The sequence below is a fragment of the Novosphingobium aquimarinum genome (genome assembly GCF_009746585.1).
In the GTDB taxonomy this organism is placed as follows: domain Bacteria; phylum Pseudomonadota; class Alphaproteobacteria; order Sphingomonadales; family Sphingomonadaceae; genus Novosphingobium; species Novosphingobium aquimarinum.
Genome location: NZ_WRPO01000004.1, coordinates 34,367 through 53,299, shown reverse-complemented (window position 1 = coordinate 53,299; position 18,933 = coordinate 34,367). Strand labels below are relative to the sequence as shown.

Sequence of the window (18,933 nt, the reverse complement as noted above, 5' to 3'; positions counted from 1 at the left end):
GCGGTCCAGCCACGAGATCGGATTGTCGCCGCCCGCTGATCGTCAGCCCGCCACTGCCCGTGGCATGCCGCCCTTGCACCGCGCCTTGCCGATGCCATCTAGGCGATCAACCCCGCCTGCCGGCTTGACCTGCGCGAACATTTCCGGAACACGCCCTTTTCATGAGTCTCACCCACATCACCGTGCGCGGCGCCCGCGAGCACAATCTCAAGGGCGTGGACGTCGAGCTGCCGCGCGAGAAACTGATCGTGATCACCGGCCTGTCGGGCTCGGGCAAGAGCAGCCTCGCGTTCGACACGATCTATGCCGAAGGCCAGCGCCGCTATGTCGAATCGCTGAGCGCCTATGCGCGCCAGTTCCTCGAAATGATGCAAAAGCCCGACGTCGAGCACATCGACGGGCTCAGCCCCGCCATCTCGATCGAGCAGAAGACCACCAGCCGCAACCCGCGCTCCACCGTCGCGACCGTGACCGAGATCTGGGACTACATGCGCTTGCTCTGGGCGCGGGTAGGCGTTCCCTATTCGCCCGTGACCGGCTTGCCGATCGAGGCGCAGACCGTCTCCAATATGGTGGATCGGGTGATGACTCTGCCCGAGGGCACCCGGCTTTACCTGCTGGCGCCCGTGGTGCGCGGCCGCAAGGGCGAATACCGCAAGGAGCTCGCCGAATGGCAGAAGTCGGGCTTCACCCGCGTGCGCATCGACGGCGAGATGTATGCGATCGAGGACGCACCCGCGCTCGATAAGAAATACAAGCACGACATCGAGGTCGTGGTGGACCGCATCGCGGTGAAGGACGGCATCCAGACGCGTCTCGCGGACAGCTTCGAGCAGGCGCTGAAGCTGGCCGAAGGGCTGGCGTATGTGGACTTGGCAGACGGCAATGTCCCGGGGCGCGAGGATGGCGGTGAGGGCACGAACCTCAAGGGCGCGGGCCTTCCGCCCAACCGCATCGTCTTTTCCGAAAAGTTCGCCTGCCCGGTTTCGGGCTTCACCATCGAGGAAATCGAGCCGCGGCTGTTCTCGTTCAACGCGCCGCAGGGGGCTTGTCCGGCGTGCGATGGACTTGGCGAAAAGCTGCTGTTCGATCCGCAGCTGGTGGTGCCGAACGAAGCGCTGACGCTGAAGCAAGGCGCGGTCGTGCCCTGGGCGAAGTCCAATCCGCCGAGCCCCTACTATATGCAAGTGCTGGGCAGCCTTGCCAGTCATCTCGGCTTCGACCTGACGACGCCGTGGCAGGACTTGCCGGGCGAAGCGCAGGCGATGATCCTGTTCGGCACCAAGGGCAAGCCGGTGCCGCTGACGTTCAAGGACGGCCGCAAGAGCTACACCGTCAATAAGGCGTTCGAAGGCGTCATCGGCAATCTCAATCGCCGCCTGCTCCAGACCGAGAGCGCCTGGATGCGCGAGGAACTGGGCAAGTATCAGACCGCGCAGCCTTGCGAGACCTGCCACGGCAAGCGGCTCAAGCCCGAGGCACTGTCGGTGAAGCTGGGCGATAGCGATATCGCCGATGCCGCGAGATTGTCCGTGTCGGACGCGCACGAATGGTTCGGCGGGCTCGAGGCCAAGCTTACCGATCAGCAGAAGCAGATCGCAAAGGCTATTCTCAAGGAAATCAACGAACGCCTTGGATTCCTTAACAATGTCGGGCTCGATTACCTCAATCTCGATCGCACCTCCGGTACGCTCTCGGGCGGGGAATCGCAGCGCATTCGCCTGGCCAGCCAGATCGGCAGCGGGCTGTCGGGGGTGCTCTACGTGCTCGACGAACCATCGATCGGCCTGCACCAGCGCGACAACGACATGCTCCTGGTGACGCTCAAGCGGCTGCGAGATCTCGGCAATACGGTGATCGTCGTCGAGCATGACGAGGACGCGATCCGCGCGGCCGATCATGTCGTCGATCTCGGGCCGGGCGCGGGCGTCCATGGCGGCGAGATCGTCGCCGAAGGCACGCTCAAGCAAGTCCTCAAATCGAAGCGCAGCCTGACCGCCGCCTATCTCAACGGCACCCGCGCGATTGAGGTGCCGAAGACTCGCCGCAAGGGCAATGGCCATAAGATCACCGTCGAGAATGCGCGCGCCAACAACCTTACCGGCGTGACCGCCTCGATCCCGCTCGGCACCTTTACGTGCATCACCGGGGTCTCGGGCTCGGGCAAATCGAGCTTCACCATCGACACGCTGCATGCCGGCGCGGCGAGGGCGCTCAACGGCGCGCGGATCATCGCTGGCCCGCACGACCGGATTACCGGCCTGGAATTGTGCGACAAGGTGATCGAGATCGACCAGTCGCCGATCGGCCGAACCCCGCGGTCCAACCCCGCCACTTATACCGGCGCGTTCACCCAGATCCGCGACTGGTTCGCGGGCCTGCCGGAAAGCGCGGCGCGCGGCTACAAGGCGGGGCGCTTCAGCTTCAACGTCAAGGGCGGGCGCTGCGAAGCCTGCCAGGGCGACGGCCTGATCAAGATCGAGATGCACTTCCTGCCCGACGTCTATGTCACGTGCGAGGAATGCAACGGTCGGCGCTACAATCGCGAAACGCTCGAAGTGAAGTTCAAGGGTCTGTCGATTGCGGACGTGCTCGACATGACGATCGAGGATGCCGAGGAGTTCTTCAAGGCGGTCCCGCCGATCCGCGACAAGATGCACATGCTCAACGAAGTGGGCCTCGGCTACGTCAAGGTCGGCCAGCAAGCGACGACGCTGTCGGGCGGCGAGGCGCAGCGGGTCAAGCTGGCGAAGGAATTGTCGCGCCGCTCGACCGGACAGACGCTCTACATCCTCGACGAGCCGACCACGGGCCTGCATTTCGAGGACGTGCGCAAGCTTCTCGAAGTGCTGCATCGCCTTGTCGACCAAGGCAACACGGTCGTGGTGATCGAGCACAATCTCGATGTCATCAAGACCGCCGACTGGATCCTTGATCTCGGGCCCGAAGGCGGCGTGCGCGGCGGCAAGATCGTCGCCGAAGGAACGCCGGAGAAGGTCGCCAAGGCCAAGGGCAGCTATACCGGGCACTATCTGTCGAAAATGCTCTGACGCGCGCCGCGCTCTTCAACTGACGCGATGGCGGCGCTAGGACTTGGCGCGAAAGGATTCCGCCGCAGGAGAGACCCCATCGCGGGCCAGACCATTACCGTGCCTCGCCGCCAGAACGTAAGAGTTCCGCGCAACACCGCGCTGTTCTTCATCGTCGGGCCCCTCAGGACCGGAACGTCACTGCTTTCGCGCTGCATCGACGATCATCCCCAGGCGATTTGCCTGTGCGAGAGCGAAATCAATCGCGCGCTGTTCGCGCCGCACATGTGGCAACTGCATTTCCAGCGCATGCTCGGTCATGGCGCTACGGTGGCGGAAGTGCTGCGCCTGATCGACGGGCGAGCGCCGCTTTCCGTCGACAGCTGGCTTCGCTGGCACGTCGACGCCTTGCGGTTGTTCAAGAAGAAGTACGGCAAGCCCGAGGTGCTGGCGTTCGGCGACAAGAGCCCGGACTATGTCGATGCGCCTGAGATCGTCGATCTGATTTCGCGTCAAGGTCGCGCCATTTATACGCCACGCAATCCGAAGGCGATTCTGCGCTCGATCTGGCGGCAGAATGTGAAGCCTGCTGAGAAAGAAAGCCGGTGGGCGCTGCTCAAGCGCAACATTGCCGGCTGGCGGCCGCACTGGGATCGAAGCAACGTGCTGGTCTCGCGCTACGAGGACCTCGTGCGCGATCCGGTGCCGACGATGACGCGAGTTTACGCCTTCCTCGGTCTCGAACCATCGACCCGGTTTCTCGAGCCGTTCGAGCGGCTGCATGCCCGTCGCTTCCTGTGGGATACTGCGGTCGACTGGAAGACGGGCGCCAGCAAGGATTTCGATCCTTCTCGCGCGCAGATCGAGGATGAGGATCTGACACCCGAGCAGCTCGACCGCATCTATGATGATCCCGAAATCGTCGGCTTCATGGAGCGGTTTGGCTACGGCTGACCGGACGGGTCGCGCTCCTTAATTTTAGCGCCCACACGAGTACGATTCTGCATTCTCGTTTCGCGTGGGGCGCGGTAAGCTGCTGCATCCAAGATCGGAAAGCCCGCAAGCAAAAGCGGCGCTGCAAGACAGGAGAGGATCGGACATGATCACCAGGTATCGCACACTGCTGGCCGGCGCCGCTGCCGTTGGCCTCGCGCTTACGCCGGCTCTTGCCGCAGCGACCGAACTTCACGCCATGCTCAAGGGCGCGGAGGAAACCGGCGGCGGCGATTCCGACGGAACGGGCGAATTGAAAGCGGATGTCGACGCCGATACCGGCGATTTCTGCTTCTCGCTCGCTGCGAAGCAGATTGCATCGCCCGTGGCCGCGCACATTCACGAAGGCGCGGCGGGCAGCGACGGGCCGCCGGTCATCACCATCAGCGTGACCGGGACCGACAGCGACGAATGTGTCGCGGTCGAGCCCGATCTGCTGAAAGCGATCCTTGCCAATCCCGCCGGCTACTATGCCAACGTGCATACCGGGGACTATCCCAAGGGCGCCATTCGCGGGCAGCTGACGACCGCGCACTGAGGCCACCTGGGTGTGACCCTCGCATGCCAACCGGGGCGGTGCCGCGATGGCGACCCGCCCGGTTGACGTATTCGTGCGAGAACGCCTGAACGCTCCGCCCCCGTAGGAAAAAGGGCGAAGCTTACCGGCCACTGGCAGGCGAGGCTTATTCTAAGGATCCCGTCAGGCGGCGTTCGATTGGATCTGATCCGCTCGCAGGATGCAGTTACGGCCTCTTTCCTTTGCGGCGTAGAGAGCCTCGTCGGCGCATTTGAGCGCGTCGCGTGGCCGCTCACGGGCCTGCACTTCCGCGATACCGGCCGAGAACGTGATCTGGCCGAATGGAATGTCGGTGGAGCGGTTGACGAGCCGCCGCGAGGCAAGACCCTCGCGCGCATCGTCGAGCATTTCCCAAGCCTTATCCAGCGTTCGACCGCGCATCAGAATGACGAATTCTTCGCCGCCATGTCGTGCGACGTGGCACTTGTCCTTGGAAATCTTGGCCAGCGTCTGGGCAATCATGCGCAGCACTCGATCGCCCGCGTCATGGCCGTGCGTATCGTTGATCCGTTTGAAGTGATCGATGTCGCAGAAGGCGACGCACAACGGTTCACCGGTCTCGCGAGCGGTTTCGATTTCCATCTTAAAGACCGTCTCGAAAGCGCGGCGATTGGGCAGCCCGGTCAGATGGTCGATCTCGGCCTCTTTGCGAGCCTCAGCCAAACACTCCTGGAGCGAACGCGTTTCCTTTTCGCTGCGGGCCAGCTCGACTTCGATCTGTTGGGTTCGCGCAAGCATGTCGCGCGCGATCGTCGCCAGCTGATTGAGGACATTGCCCGCCTCGGAAGCTTGCCGCAGATCGGAGACACTGGCTTCCAACGCGATGTTGTATTCGCTGGTCGCGGATTTGGCGGCACTGGCGGTTTTGGAAAATTCCTCGATCGCGCTCTCGAGCTTGCCCATCATCGTGGTGAGCCCTTCGACGGCGTCTCCCTCGTCGCTTTGAGCGTACACCTCCTTGAGCCATTCGACCGTGACCGGTCGCCGCGTGGAAACCTGGTTCTCGATCGCCTTGCTCAGGTCCGGGTTGCCTCCGGTCATGATCTCGTAGGCAACCATGAGGGTCCACGGACTGATTTCGAGACCGTGGGCGAGCAGAAAGCTGCGAATGTCCTCCAACAGCAGGCGCCGTCGCCTGTCCACGGGGCTTTCGACGACCTCGAGCGTAGGTCGCTCTGCCGCAGGTGCCACATCTTCCGCCCCAGTCCGGCCCGGTCCGATCCCGAGCCAGCTCAAGAAGCCGCCCGCCGGCGCGCTGGTATCGATCGCTTTCATGCCTGTCTGAACGGCAGATGACGACTAGATTTAAGTCAAGTTTGGTTAACTGCGCAGACTAATGCGCCTTATCGATGACCGTCTCCATCGCGACGAAAGTGGAGGTGCTCGCGACATGCGGCAGGCTGCCGATCCTTTCGCCCAAAACCTCCCGGTAACGGCGGATGTCCCGAGTGCGAACCTTGAGCAGATAATCGAAATGACTGGCGATCATATGGCATTCCTCGACCTCGGGAATTGCCCGTACAGCATCGTTAAAAGCGGTTAGCGCGGCTTGGCGGGTGTCGGAAAGTTTGACCTCGGTGAACGCGACATGGTCCGTTCCGAGCCGGGTGGGGTCGATGACGGCGCGAAATCCCCGGATCACGCCCTGGCTGATCATGCGTTTAAGCCTCTGCTGGCAAGGCGTTTTGGAAAGTCCGATTCTCTCCGCGAGCGCTGTGACGGTGATACGGCCATCGTGCGCGAGCACCTTGAGCATCTTGCGGTCGAACTCATCCAGATCGGCTGCCTTGGGAGGATTTCTCACACCATTCTCACTATTAAGCCAAGCTAATGAGGGCAATTTGCCTCTCTGAGTGCGCAAAGCAAGTCGGACCGCTCAATCGGGACGGATTATAGTGTCGCCATGAACGCTTCCGCCTTCGGCGCATTTGCGCCCGCCGCCGCCAACCCCACGCCGCTTCGCAAGGCGATCACGGCAGCAACGCGTCGCGAAGAATCCGCCTGCATCCTGCCGCTGCTCGACGCGGCGACCCTGTCGCCCGAACAGCGCGAGCAGACGAGATCGGTGGCTAGGGATCTCGTCCTCGCCGTGCGCGGCAAGGATCGGCGCGGCGGGATGGAGGCGCTGGTTCAGGAATATTCGCTGTCGAGCCAGGAAGGCGTCGCACTGATGTGTCTCGCCGAGGCGCTGCTGCGCATTCCCGACGACGGCACGCGCGATGCGTTGATCCGCGACAAGATCGCGCCGGGCGACTGGCAGTCGCATCTCGGCAGCGGCCGCTCGCTGTTTCTCAACGCTGCGACCTGGGGTCTCGTCGTTACGCGGCGAGTCGTCTCGACGGTCGATGACGACGGTCTTTCCGCCGCGCTCACTCGGCTGCTGCGGCGCGCCGGAGAGCCAGTGATTCGCAGCGGCGTCGAAGTGGCGATGCGGCTGATGGGCGAGCAGTTCGTGATGGGCGAGACCATCGCCGAGGCGCTCAAGCGCGCGCGGGAGAAGGAGGCGCGCGGGTTTCGCTATAGCTACGACATGCTGGGCGAAGCGGCAGCGACGGCGGACGATGCACGCCGCTATTACGCCGATTACATGCGCGCGATTCACGCCATCGGCATGACTGCGGGAGGGCGCGGCGTCTACGAAGGCGCGGGCATTTCCATCAAGCTATCCGCGCTTCATCCGCGTTACGGCCGGGCGCAGCTCGATCGGGTGATGGGCGAACTGCTTCCCCGCTTGCGCGAACTGGCGGTGCAGGCCTCTCGCTTCGGGATCGGCTTCAACATCGATGCCGAGGAAGCCGATCGGCTCGAAATCTCGCTGGACCTGCTCGAGGCGCTCGCGCTCGATCCGGAGCTGGCCGGGTGGGACGGGCTCGGCTTCGTGGTCCAGGCCTACGGCAAGCGCTGTCCGTTCGTGATCGATTGGCTGGCCGATCTGGCGCGGCGCTCCGATCGCCGGATCATGGTGCGGCTGGTGAAGGGTGCCTACTGGGATGCCGAGATCAAGCGCGCGCAAGTCGATGGGCTGGCCGACTATCCCGTCTATACGCGCAAAGTGCATAGCGACCTGGCTTACGTGGCCTGCGCAAGGAAGCTCCTCGACAACAGGGATTCGCTGTTCCCGCAGTTCGCGACTCACAACGCGCAGACCCTGGCCAGCGTGATGGCGCTCGCCGGCCCCGAGTTTCAGGAAGGCGACTATGAGTTCCAGTGCCTTCACGGCATGGGCGAGGCGCTCTACGAAGAAGTCGTTTCGCGGTTGGAACGACCTTGCCGGATCTACGCGCCCGTCGGCTCGCATCGCACGCTGCTGGCCTACCTTGTGCGCCGGCTGCTGGAAAACGGAGCGAATTCCTCCTTCGTCAATCGGATCGCCGATCCCGACATCCCGGTCGAGGACCTGCTGACCGACCCAGCCGATGTGGTGCGGGCGATGCCGGTGCCCGGCGCGCGTAACCAGCGGATCGCCCTACCGCGGGACATTTTCCCTGACCGGGTCAATTCCGCCGGGATCGATCTGAGCGACGAAGCCGTCTTGGCGTGGCTTTCCCAGACGCTGGGCGAGGCGGCCTCGGCACCATTCGAGCCATCGGAAGACGGCCTCTCCGGCGCGACCCGAATCCTCTTCAACCCTGCGGACAGGCGCGAACGCGTCGGTGCCATCGTCGAGGCGAGCGAAAGCGACGCCGCCGATGCGGCTCGCCGGGCTGCGAACAGCCAGTGGCCGCTGGTACCCGTCGCCGGGCGCGCCGCGATCCTCGAACGCGCGGCCGACCTGATGACGATGCGGATGCCCGAGCTGATGGCCTTTGCCATGCGCGAGGCGGGCAAGTCGGCGGCGAATGCCGTGGCCGAAGTTCGCGAGGCGGTCGATTTCCTGCGCTACTATGCAGCACAGGCGCGCGCGACGCTTGCGGATACGGTGCCGCTTGGGCCGATCGTCTGCATCAGTCCGTGGAACTTTCCGCTGGCGATTTTCACCGGACAGATCGCGGCCGCCCTGGTCGCGGGAAACCCGGTGCTGGCCAAGCCTGCCGAGCAAACGCCGCTCACCGCGGCGGCAGGCTTTGCCATCTTGCGCGAAGCAGGGGTGCCGGAAGACGCGCTGCAACTGCTTCCCGGCGATGGCGTGATCGGAGCGGCACTGGTCGCCGCGCCGGAGGTGGCGGGCGTCATGTTCACCGGCTCGACCGATGTCGCCCGGCTGATCCGCGAGCAAATCTCGACGCGGCTTTCCCGGGATGGCCAGCCCATCCCGCTGGTTGCGGAGACGGGCGGGCAGAACGCGATGATCGTCGATTCTTCCGCGCTTCCCGAACAAGTCGTGGCGGATGTCATCGCCTCGGCGTTCGACAGTGCCGGCCAGCGTTGCTCCGCCCTTCGCGTGCTGTGCCTGCAGGACGAGATCGCCGACAGCACGCTCGCGATGCTGCGCGGCGCTCTTGCGGAACTGCGCATCGGCAAGACCGACCGGCTTGCGGTCGATATCGGGCCGGTGATCGACGAAGACGCGCAGCAGGGTATCGTCGCGCATATCGAGGCGATGCGCGCGGCAGGCAAAAAGATCACCCAGGCACAAGTCGATCCGGAAGCGGCGCTCGGCACTTTCGTGGCGCCGACGATTATCGAGATCGCCAGCATCGCAGAGCTGGACCGCGAGGTGTTCGGTCCGGTTCTCCATGTCCTGCGTTACCGCCGCGACCGGCTCGATGCTCTGATCGCGGATATCAATGCGACCGGATACGGTCTGACCTTCGGCCTGCACACGCGGCTGGATGCGACGGTCGCGCATGTCGCGCAGCGGATCGAGGCGGGCAACCTCTATGTCAATCGCAACCAGATCGGCGCGGTGGTCGGCGTTCAGCCGTTCGGCGGTCGCGGCCTTTCGGGGACGGGCCCAAAGGCGGGTGGCCCGCTCTATCTCGGACGGCTCGTCCGCCATGCGCCGTTGGCGCTGGCCGGAAACGATGGCCCGATGGATCCCGCGCTCACCGCCTATGCCCAGTGGCTGACCAAGCAAGACAAGCCGGACCAAGCCGAGCGGGCACGCCAATTCGGCCGGGACTCCTTGCTGGGGTTCGTAACCGAGCTGCCGGGCCCGGTGGGCGAGCGTAACCTCTACGGGCTTGAACCACGCGGGCGTGTCTTCATCCGCGCGGCCACCGAAGAGGGCCTGCACGATCTGCTGGCGATGACCTTCTCGGCCGGTTGCGACGCCATGATCGAGGGCTGGGCCCCGCCGCACGGACTGCCGACAGCTGTAACGGCGCGCGTTCATCCGGTTTCCGTCGGAGAGGCAGCGGTCGTGCTGTTCGAGGGCAATAGCGAATCGTTGCTGGCAACGCTCGCCGAAGTGGCCGAGTGGGAAGGGCCGCTGGTGCCGGTATGGACGCGAGAAGGATGCGACCCGCGCTGGTTGCTCGAGGAGGTCTCGACCTCGATCAACACCACTGCGGCGGGCGGCAATGCCAGCTTGATGATGATCGGCTGAACGCAAGCACACTCCGTCGGCGCTGAAAATCGTCACGATCGCGCCGAAGCACGAGCCGTGCGTTGGCGCGAATGCGCTCACCCTTGGACGCGTTCGATGCTGAGTTTTGGGTCAAAGCGGTGGCACGACCGAATTTTTTCGTGGGAAAATCGCGTCGGGGGAAGGGCCCCTGCGCCTAGATTTCCCGCTTTTCTGGACCCGAAGGTGCATCTTGTAACCAAACCTTTGTGCTTCGGCCGATGGAACCAACGTCTCAACGGACCGTTTACGCTTCCAGGTACGAACACTGGAGTTGCACACTATGACGCTCATTCTCATTCTTCTGGTCGGTGGCATCATCGGCTGGCTCGCCAGCATTCTTATGCGCACCGATGCGCAGCAGGGAATTTTTCTGAACATCGTCGTCGGCATCATCGGCGCGCTGATTGCGGGTGTGATCATCACGCCGCTGATCGGTGGAGCCCCGATTACGAGCGGTTCGTTCGATATCCTCTCGCTGTTCGCCTCGTTCCTCGGCGCCGTTATCCTGCTTGCGATTGTCAATCTTTTCCGTCGCGGTTCGATGCGCTAAGGCGGGACTCCAAAGCCTGATTTTTCAGCAACAGGGAAAAGGAAATTCCTATGAAGTTCATCACCACCCCTCGCCTTGCCGCCGTTGCGCTTGCCGCCACGACTCTCGGCCTCGCGGCTTGCAACAACCCGCAGGACGACGCGCTCGAAGAGAAGGCGGACTACGTCGAAGACTCGTCTGACGCTGCTGCGGACATGATGGAGAATCGCGGCGAGGAGATGGGCGGCGCCACGGGTGAAGCCGTTGAAGATCAGGCTGAAGCTTTGCGCCAGGCTGGCGAAGACAAGGCCGACATGATCGAGGAAAAGGCCGACGACGTCGCCGGTCATCCGTAATCACGGGTAGTTATCGCGGTGGACTGGCCACAGTCTATCACTGCGATACTGGCCAAGTTGAAAGGGCGGCGAGCCACTCGCCGCCCTTTTTGCTGCGTGCTAGCTGCGCATGAAAATCGGTTTGTGAATTCAGGCTGAATCGCGGGTTGAATTCTAACCGTTCAGTCCAAACATAGGCTGTGCCTTCTTCGCCGCGATCGTGCTCGAGGCTGCATGCGCCCCGGCCCGCTCTCGCTTTTTCCACAAGTAAATAGGACCTCACCATGACCATTTCGCTGATGCCGCTGCCCTACGCCAAGGATGCGTTGGCCCCCCACATTTCGAGCGATACGCTCGAGGTTCACCACGGCGCTCACCACAAGGCCTACGTCGACAAGACCAATGCGGCGATCGAGGGAACCGACAAGGCCGGCAAGTCGCTCGAGGAAATCGTGAAGAGCGCCTCGGGCGGTCTCTTCAACAACTCGGCGCAAGTCTACAATCACGGTTTCTACTGGCACTCGATGGCTCCGGAAAAGTCCGAGCCGAGCGAGAGCCTTGCCACCGCGATCAAGAACGATTTCGGTTCGATGGATGCGCTGCTCGAAGCGCTCACCGACGAGGCCGTCAACCACTTCGCAAGCGGTTGGGCCTGGCTGGTCGTCGATGGCGACAAGCTGAAGGTCATGTCGACGCATGACGCGGGGACGGCGATCACCGAAAACGTCAACCCGCTGCTCACCATCGACGTCTGGGAGCATGCCTATTATCTCGACCAGAAGAACAAGCGCCCGGCCTATGTGAAGGCGGTGCTTGAGAACCTGCTCAACTGGAAGTTTGCTTCGGACAACTTCGACCGCGGAACGCCCTGGGTCTATCCGGCCTGAGTGGCAGAAGCCTAAATCGAAAAAGCCCCGCTCGCGAGAGTGGGGCTTTTTTTTGTTCGGCTCGCCTCTTGCCGGGCCCAGACTGGGGCGAAGCGATCCGATCCGATGGATGGGGTTCGGGCTTAGCGCCGCTTGGTGAGGCCGGGCCTCTTTCGGTTGGTTTCTGCGGCAATCTCGCCCGGCTCGGTATCCAGAATTCTAGCCAGATCGGTGCGGGCGCGAGCGACGCGGCTTTTCATCGTGCCCACGGCACAGTCCGCGATCGCAGCGGCTTCTTCGTATGTGAAACCGCCTGCGCCAACGAGGAGCACTGCCTCGCGCCGCTCCGGATTGAGTTGCCGCAGCGCATCTTCCATATCCGAAAGGTGCAGACCGCCTTCCTGGTCGGCCTCCATCACCAGCATGCGTTCGACCGCGCCATCATCGAGATCGGTCTGACGCCGGGTCTTTCGCAACTCGCTAAGGAAATGATTGCGCAGAATAGCAAAGGTCCACGCGCGCAAGTTCGTCCCCGGCTGATACCGGTCACGCGCCGTCCATGCCTTGATCGCCGCTTCCTGAGTCAGATCGTCCGCATAATCGGGACGACCGCACAAGCCGCGCGCGAAGGCACGAAGATGCGGCAGAGTCGCAAGCAGCTCGTCTCGGAAATCCTCATCGCTATAGTTGGCTATCGGCGGGGCTGCGTCGGACTCAGCCATCTTCGCCATCATCCAGCTTCTTGAGCAAATCGTCGAAGCTGGTGGGAAGGGGTTCGTCCACGACCGAGTTATAAAGTTTGCGCAAGCCGACTGCCCAACCCGGTTCGCCATCTCGAAGGGTTTCAGGAGGCAAACCGGGCATCCGCTCGGGCCCCTTGGGCGGCTTTTGCTGACTCAACACGGACTCCCTTTCGCAACATCGTTGCGCTTGTCCCAAAAACGGTCAAGCATTTCCGACGCTGTTTCCGGCTGACTAACACAAAGTCCAGAAACATCGAACGACACATAACGGGGAACATATGATCGCGCTCAAGGTTCCCCTGTCCACGACGTGCTGTCATATCGGCACACAGATGTGTCGGTGCCGGGTGGGGTTAATGATTAGCAGGATGACCTCGATTGGTTGACGACGCCCTTCTCGAACGGGTGCGCAGACAGGCGTGGTTTCATACTTACCCACGCGGTTGGCCTTTCCTGTTGTTCCTGGTCGCAAGCCTGGGGACGATCGTCAGCGTCATTGCGATCGAGCGGGCGGATCGCTTGTCCCGCCAGTCCGAGCTCGATCGCAACATCATAGAAGTCTCTTCGGCCTTGCAGCGCAGAGTGACGGAGAACATCGCCTTGCTGAGAGCCGCGGCCGCGCTGTTCGCAACCCGCGATCAGGTTTCGGCGAGCGATTTTTCCGACTTCGTTTCCGATTTGCAGTCCAACGGCAACCTCTATGGCTCGCTCGGAATGGGCTGGGCTCCGCTGCTGCGCGCCAATGACGTCCCGATGTTCGAATACAACCTGCGCCAGACGGGCCTGGAAGGGTTCTACGTGCATCCGCGGCCCGATCCGGACCTCGGCTTCTCGACTCCCGTTTTCTTCCTACAGCCGATGAGCGTCGCCAATCGGCGGGCCGTCGGTTTCGACATGTATTCCGATCCCGTGCGCCGCGAAGCGATGATCAAGGCTGCAGAGCTTCGCAAGCCGGTCACGTCGGGAAAGGTGCGTCTCGTCCAGGACAAGACGGCACAAGCGAACGGATTCTTGATCTACATGCCCGTCATCGTCGCTCCGGGGCGCAATGAGACCGTTAAAGGATTCGTCTACAGCCCTTTCCGAGCTGACGAGTTCCTCGCATCGGCCGCGGAATTGTTCGGCAACGACGACATCGAGATGGCGATCTACGATGGGGTCGCGGAACCAGGCAATCTCATCGCGCAGCGGGAACTGCCCGGAACCTTGGGCAGTGCCACCGAACGCAGCCTTGACGTCGGCAACCATACCTGGACCATCGTCGTGCGCGACAAACAGACCGATAGCTTGTCGACGCTTTCGAAGATTACGCTGTTTTTCGGCTTCGTCGCCTCCTTGCTGGTCATGGCGATCGGGCGGTTGATCACCAAGCGCGCGGCCGAAGATCGGCGCGTGCTCGAGTGGCTCACCAACGAATCATCGATCCGTAACTCGTTGACGCGGGAGCTTAATCATCGGGTGAAGAACACCTTGGCCAACGTGCTGTCGATCGCGGCGCTGACTCGCCGCCGGGCGACCGACATCGACGACTTCACCGAGAGCCTGACGGCACGGATCCGGGCGCTTTCCGCCACGCACGATCTGCTGTCGCAAAGCGATTGGTCGAACGCTCCTTTGGGAGACGTGGTGAAGAGCGAACTGGCGCCGTACATGGAAGGCAACGAGAGCCATGTGGAGATGTCCGGCCCCGACATTCGGCTCGCGCCCAACGACGCGATGTCGGTGGGCCTCGCGATCCACGAGCTATCCACCAACGCGGCGAAATACGGCGCTCTGAGCACGATCGAAGGGCGCATCCACGTGCACTGGAAATTGCTGACTGCGGATCTTGCCGAGATTCATTGGCGCGAGTCGGGCGGACCCGAAGTGATCGCGCCGACCAAGCGCGGCTTCGGGCGCGACCTTATCGAGAAGATCGTCGCCCACGAATTGCGTTCGGAAGTGAATCTGCAGTTCCTGCCCGGCGGAGTGGAATGTCGCCTGCGGGTTCCCGTGCGCTCCACTCGCGAATTCGAGCTACGCCGGAGGGCTCCCGAGCCCTCCTGACCACGTCATTTTCAGCCGCAAAGCCCGCTATCAGAGCGGGCGGCTGGAACCGAAGAACAGCGCCTGACTGATCGCGGCGCGGACGGTGGCTTCCTGGAACGGCTTGGTGACCAGATACGTCGGCTCCGGGCGCTGGCCGGTGAGCAGGCGCTCGGGATAGGCGGTGATGAAGATCACCGGGACATCCCCGAACTTGAGAAGATCCTCCACCGCCTCGATGCCGGAGCTGCCGTCGGCCAGCTGGATATCGGCTAGGACCAGACCGGCGCGCTGACGCTCGAACAATTCGACTGCCTGGGCGTGCGTGGCCGCGGTGCCGACCACATTGTGCCCGAGATCGGACACGAGACCTTCCAGTTGCATCGAGATCAAGGGCTCGTCTTCGATGATGAGGACGTCGGTGGTCGACTCGCTCTCGATTTCCTCGATCGCCTGAGCGACCAGATCATCGACATCGCCGGCGGAAACGTCGAGGATCTCTCCGGCCTCTTCGTGCGAGAATTCTTCGACCGTCGTCAACAGGAGCGCCTGACGGTGTGTCGGCGCCACGTTGGCGAGGCGGGATTGCGCCGCGGTTTCGTGCGTGCCGATCTCGTTGGTCGCGCCCAGCTCTTCGACATGGCCCGTCGACCAAATGCGAGTGAAGGCAGCATACAACGCCGCCCGGCTACCGGCGATCGCGTTCCGCAATTCCTTGTCCGCAAGCGCGGCTTCAAGTGTTGCGCGAACATAAGCGTCGCCTGAGTGTTGCGACCCGGTTAGCGCGCGCGCATACCGGCGCAAATAGGGCAGCTGGACACTGATCTGATCGGATACGGACATGCAGGAACCTCGAACGCAATGGGGCGAGCTGTATGCTCAATCTGAAGGAAACCAACCTCAAAGCCAACCGCTGTTCCCATGGGGACACGAGGCGATCCGCCAACGGTCTCGTACTCAGGCCTAGCGCAGAGCATGATTGGCTGGGATTTGGAAGCCCCAAGTGCACTATGAATCAGGGCTTTGCGCAATTTTTGATTTTTTCGCTGTGGTCAGGAACCAAATCTCCCGGTGCGGCGTTCCTCGAATATCACCGCTGGTACCCCACCCCACCCCCCCCCCCGCTCCGGTGGTGATCCGATCCCCGAGGCCCCTGCCGCTCCCCCCGAGTGCAGGGGCCTCATTTTTTTCGGGTTAAGGATAGGGGCCGAGCAGGGTGGGCGCACCCTTCATGGAGCCGAAATCCAGCGAAGTGAGTACAATTGTACATATCGCGGGAACCTTTCGACGTCGCGCCGCGTTAAGGGTGCATCGGAATTTAAAGCGAGGGACAAGCTATGCCGGCAACAGTCGAAACTGAGACAGAGACGGTCCAGGCACTTAGCGACAAGGATTTCAAGCGGGCGCTGACGGAGGTTGCATCGCATCTTCGTGCTTTTGCACGGGGGCTGTGCGGGTGTCGTGACCGCGCCGACGACCTCGCGCAAGAAGCCATGCTGCGGGCCTGGGCTGCGCGTGACCGCTACGCCGCAGGCACCAATTTCAAAGCGTGGACTTTCACCATTCTGCGCAACCACTTCTACAGCGAAGCGCGCCGCGCGCGCTTTCATGGCGAATATGACGAGCTGACCGCCGAGCGCATTTTGTGCGCCCCTGCCAGTCAGGATAGCTCGGTCGAACTCGGTGACGTGCTGCGCGCCCTGGCGGCCATTCCGGCAAGCTACCGCGAAGCGCTCATTCTCGTAGCGGCCGGCAACCTGTCTTACGAAGAGATCGCGGAAATCTGCGGCATCGCGCTCGGAACCGTGAAGAGCCGGATTTGCCGCGCGCGCTCCATGCTCAGCAAAGTCATCGAGTCCGGCCAGCTGCCCGACTCCCGCCACGACTTCGTGCTGACCGGCGATGCCATCGATGCCTTCTTTGCCGAGTTGACCAAGATCGCGAATTCCGACGATCGCACTCTGTTGGTTGCTTGACGGAGGCGAACGTTGGGGGAATCGTTTAGTACCCCGGGCTGCAAGGTCCTTGTCGTCGAGGACGAGTTCCTTGTGGCCTTGCAGCTCGAGGATATTCTGACCGACGGCGGCTATACCGTCGTCGGTACGGTGGTCGACCTGGACTCGCTCGAGTCGCTTCAGGATGCGCCGGATGTCGCGTTTGTCGATCTCAATCTGCGGGACGGACTGACCGGCCCCAAGATCGCGCGCCTTTTGGCGGATCGCTACGCAACGAGGGTGATCTACGCCACAGCCAACCCCTCGCAGATTGGACTGCCGGTCGCGACCACGATCGGGGTCTTGCGCAAGCCGTTCTGCGATCGCACCGTGCTGGATGCGATCGCTTACGCGTCCATGGGGGCTCACGAAGGCCAACGACCGATCGCGCTCGAAACGCCGCCTGCCACCGGACACTGATCCTTCACTTGATCTAAAATCAATTCGATCGATGCGGGAACGTGCCGACGTACGGCGCGTTTTTTCGCACATGAATGATTTCGTCCTCACCGCTCTGCAATATTATGGCGCTGGCGCTGCTGCCTTCGCCGCTCTTATCCTATCCCTCAATGTCGGGCGGATCTGGAGCGGCTGGGCCTTCGTGATTTTCGTGACAAGCTCCATTGCGCTCATCGCGTGGGGGTTTCTCGACGACGACGCCGAAGGCATTGGCGTTCAGAACATCGTCCTGCTGGTTATCAATTGCGTCGGCGTTTACCGGTATCTGATCGCCGGAAAGTCCGACAGCGATCCCGCAAAGGCCTGACCTCAGCGCGCCATCGCGCGTAGCGGTACGCTGGCCGTGACCCTGACGCCGCAGCGCTCCCAATCGTAAGTCAGCGATCCACTCAATTGCCGCACGATGCTCATCTCGATGAGGCGGGCGCCGAAGCCATTTTCGCTGCTGGGGATCACAGGCGGACCATCCTGTTCCGCCCACTCCATTGTGACATTGTCGCCTTCGCGTGCAACCGTAATGACCACCTTTCCGGCATCGTCCGACAGCGCGCCGTACTTCGCGGCGTTGGTCGCCAATTCATGGAAGTACAGAGCCAACGGCGTTGCCGAGCGATCGTCGATCACGGGATCCTCGCCACTGATGCCGATGCGGTCGCCGGAATCGTTCTGGTAAGGCTCGAGCAGAGCCCTCAGCATGGCCTGAAGACTGGTGTGGGGATGTTGCAGGATGTCGCTGCCGGCATGCGTACGCACGAAATCGTGCGCGCGGCCGAGCGCCAGGACGCGGGCCTGCAACGCCATCGCACGTTCGCGCGATGCAGGGGCCTCGCCGCGGAATGTCATCGAGATCAGGCCGCTGATGATGGCGAAGATGTTCTTGATCCGGTGGTTGAGCTCGCGCGACAGGATATCCAGCCGATCCACGGCATCGCGCTGCGCGTTCACATCCGTGCAGGTACCGATCCAACCATCCACTTGCCCTTGGTCGTCGAAAATCGGCAAACCTCTGGTCAGGACCCAGCGGTAGCCGCCGGAATAGTGCGTCAGCCGATACTCGATGTCATAGGGCGTTCCCGATTCGACGGACTTGGCCCAGACATTCTGCGCGAGAATTCGATCGTCGGGATGAAGCATTGCCAGCCAGCCGTGCCCCATGCTTTCCCCTTCGGGGCGGCCGACGAACTCGATCCATCCGCGATTGAGATATTCAACCTGGCCTTCCGCGTCCGTCATCCATACCAGTTGGGGCATGGCGTCGCTGAGCAACTCGAATTTGTGTTCAAGTTTTGCGATCTGCGCGTCGGACAGGCGCTGGACGGATGCGTGCCGACTGTCGTTGCGCGCCTTCTCGAGCAAGCCCATCGCGGCAAGTCCGAGAGTCTTGAGCGTGTCGTGCTGATCGTCCGAGAGGTCTGTGCGTGGCTTGGTATCGATCACGCATAAGCTGCCGAGCGGCGCCCCTTCGGCCGTCAATAACGGATAGCCCGCATAGAAGCGAATGCCGGCTTCGCCGGTCACCAGCGGGTTTTCCATGAACCGCGGATCGGCAGTGGCGTCCGGCACCACCATGCACTGTTTCTCGTGCATGGCATGCGCGCAGAACGACCAATCGCGCGGTGTCTGGGTCATTTCGGTTCCGAAACGACCGAAGAAAACCTGCTCATCTCGGGTGACGATGGAAACCAGTCCGACGGGCGCATCGCAAATGCGCGCAGCCAAGCCAGCAAGCCTATCAAGCTGATCGCGCAGCTCGGGGTCGTTGTTCGGGAATTGCGAAATCACGCCGAGGCGTGACGGATCGTCTGCTGGACAATCAAGATTTTTCGATGATGCGGTCACGTGCATCACGCCATATGAGAGATCATGACGTGATG

General features: G+C 62.4%; 17 protein-coding genes. 11 read left to right on the top strand and 6 right to left on the bottom strand.

Annotated features, from left to right (window positions below; translation table 11 throughout):
• Positions 1–161: 161 nt before the first annotated feature.
• The 3 genes from uvrA (at position 162) to GQO94_RS05790 (ending at position 4,560) form a co-directional block, all read left to right on the top strand.
• Positions 162–3,050 (top strand): excinuclease ABC subunit UvrA, encoded by a 2,889-nt coding sequence (uvrA, locus tag GQO94_RS05800; protein ID WP_156840235.1) that lies wholly within the window; start codon positions 162–164, stop codon positions 3,048–3,050.
• A 99-nt stretch (positions 3,051–3,149) separates the two neighbouring features.
• Positions 3,150–3,983, top strand: a complete 834-nt coding sequence (locus GQO94_RS05795) for a sulfotransferase family protein (RefSeq protein ID WP_198045830.1) — start codon at positions 3,150–3,152, stop codon at positions 3,981–3,983.
• Between the two features lie 145 nt (positions 3,984–4,128).
• A complete protein-coding gene (locus tag GQO94_RS05790) occupies positions 4,129–4,560 on the top strand; it encodes a CHRD domain-containing protein (RefSeq protein ID WP_156840233.1) in 432 nt (143 codons plus the stop codon).
• Between the two features lie 162 nt (positions 4,561–4,722).
• Here the strand turns inward: GQO94_RS05790 and GQO94_RS05785 are convergent, their stop codons facing one another.
• Positions 4,723–5,874 carry a GGDEF domain-containing protein gene (locus tag GQO94_RS05785; RefSeq protein WP_156840232.1) on the bottom strand — a complete coding sequence of 384 codons (1,152 nt, stop codon included), beginning with the start codon at positions 5,872–5,874 and terminating at the stop codon, positions 4,723–4,725.
• Positions 5,875–5,932: 58 nt separating this feature from the next.
• A complete protein-coding gene (locus GQO94_RS05780; protein ID WP_156840420.1) occupies positions 5,933–6,403 on the bottom strand; it encodes an Lrp/AsnC family transcriptional regulator in 471 nt (156 codons plus the stop codon).
• Between the two features lie 99 nt (positions 6,404–6,502).
• On the opposite strand from GQO94_RS05780, the gene putA reads away from it, so the two are divergent.
• The 4 genes from putA to GQO94_RS05760 all read left to right on the top strand — a co-directional run bounded on the left by putA (position 6,503) and on the right by GQO94_RS05760 (position 11,859).
• Positions 6,503–10,087 (top strand): bifunctional proline dehydrogenase/L-glutamate gamma-semialdehyde dehydrogenase PutA, encoded by a 3,585-nt coding sequence (putA, locus tag GQO94_RS05775; RefSeq protein ID WP_156840231.1) that lies wholly within the window; start codon positions 6,503–6,505, stop codon positions 10,085–10,087.
• 301 nt (positions 10,088–10,388) lie between these two features.
• Positions 10,389–10,658, top strand: a complete 270-nt coding sequence (locus GQO94_RS05770) for a GlsB/YeaQ/YmgE family stress response membrane protein (protein ID WP_156840230.1) — start codon at positions 10,389–10,391, stop codon at positions 10,656–10,658.
• Between the two features lie 50 nt (positions 10,659–10,708).
• On the top strand, positions 10,709–10,993 hold the full coding sequence (locus GQO94_RS05765; RefSeq protein ID WP_156840229.1) for a hypothetical protein: 285 nt from the start codon (positions 10,709–10,711) through the stop codon (positions 10,991–10,993).
• A 263-nt stretch (positions 10,994–11,256) separates the two neighbouring features.
• The gene (locus GQO94_RS05760) at positions 11,257–11,859 is read left to right on the top strand and encodes a superoxide dismutase (protein ID WP_156840228.1); all 603 of its coding nucleotides are present in this window, start codon (positions 11,257–11,259) and stop codon (positions 11,857–11,859) included.
• A gap of 122 nt (positions 11,860–11,981) precedes the next feature.
• Here the strand turns inward: GQO94_RS05760 and GQO94_RS05755 are convergent, their stop codons facing one another.
• Together GQO94_RS05755 and GQO94_RS21215 are read right to left on the bottom strand one after the other, a co-directional pair.
• Entirely contained in the window at positions 11,982–12,560 is a 579-nt protein-coding gene (locus GQO94_RS05755) for a sigma-70 family RNA polymerase sigma factor (protein WP_156840227.1), read from the bottom strand.
• Positions 12,553–12,702: a NepR family anti-sigma factor gene (locus GQO94_RS21215; RefSeq protein ID WP_198045829.1), complete on the bottom strand. Its 150-nt coding sequence runs from the start codon at positions 12,700–12,702 to the stop codon at positions 12,553–12,555. The genes GQO94_RS05755 and GQO94_RS21215 overlap by 8 nt, the downstream gene beginning before the upstream one ends.
• A gap of 257 nt (positions 12,703–12,959) precedes the next feature.
• Here GQO94_RS21215 and GQO94_RS05750 point away from each other — a divergent pair, with 257 nt between their 5' ends.
• Positions 12,960–14,627 carry a CHASE domain-containing protein gene (locus GQO94_RS05750; RefSeq protein WP_156840226.1) on the top strand — a complete coding sequence of 556 codons (1,668 nt, stop codon included), beginning with the start codon at positions 12,960–12,962 and terminating at the stop codon, positions 14,625–14,627.
• Between the two features lie 30 nt (positions 14,628–14,657).
• On the opposite strand, the gene GQO94_RS05745 is transcribed toward GQO94_RS05750, so the two are convergent.
• Positions 14,658–15,449 (bottom strand): response regulator, encoded by a 792-nt coding sequence (locus GQO94_RS05745; protein WP_156840225.1) that lies wholly within the window; start codon positions 15,447–15,449, stop codon positions 14,658–14,660.
• Positions 15,450–15,943: 494 nt separating this feature from the next.
• Here GQO94_RS05745 and GQO94_RS05740 point away from each other — a divergent pair, with 494 nt between their 5' ends.
• From GQO94_RS05740 to GQO94_RS05730, 3 genes are all read left to right on the top strand, one after another.
• Entirely contained in the window at positions 15,944–16,582 is a 639-nt protein-coding gene (locus GQO94_RS05740) for a sigma-70 family RNA polymerase sigma factor (protein WP_156840224.1), read from the top strand.
• A 12-nt stretch (positions 16,583–16,594) separates the two neighbouring features.
• A complete protein-coding gene (locus GQO94_RS05735; protein ID WP_156840223.1) occupies positions 16,595–17,020 on the top strand; it encodes a response regulator in 426 nt (141 codons plus the stop codon).
• Between the two features lie 70 nt (positions 17,021–17,090).
• Positions 17,091–17,366: a hypothetical protein gene (locus GQO94_RS05730; RefSeq protein ID WP_156840222.1), complete on the top strand. Its 276-nt coding sequence runs from the start codon at positions 17,091–17,093 to the stop codon at positions 17,364–17,366.
• A gap of 2 nt (positions 17,367–17,368) precedes the next feature.
• Here GQO94_RS05730 and GQO94_RS05725 read toward each other — a convergent pair whose 3' ends face one another.
• On the bottom strand, positions 17,369–18,904 hold the full coding sequence (locus GQO94_RS05725) for a PAS domain-containing protein (protein WP_156840221.1): 1,536 nt from the start codon (positions 18,902–18,904) through the stop codon (positions 17,369–17,371).
• Between the last annotated feature and the right edge of the window lie 29 nt (positions 18,905–18,933).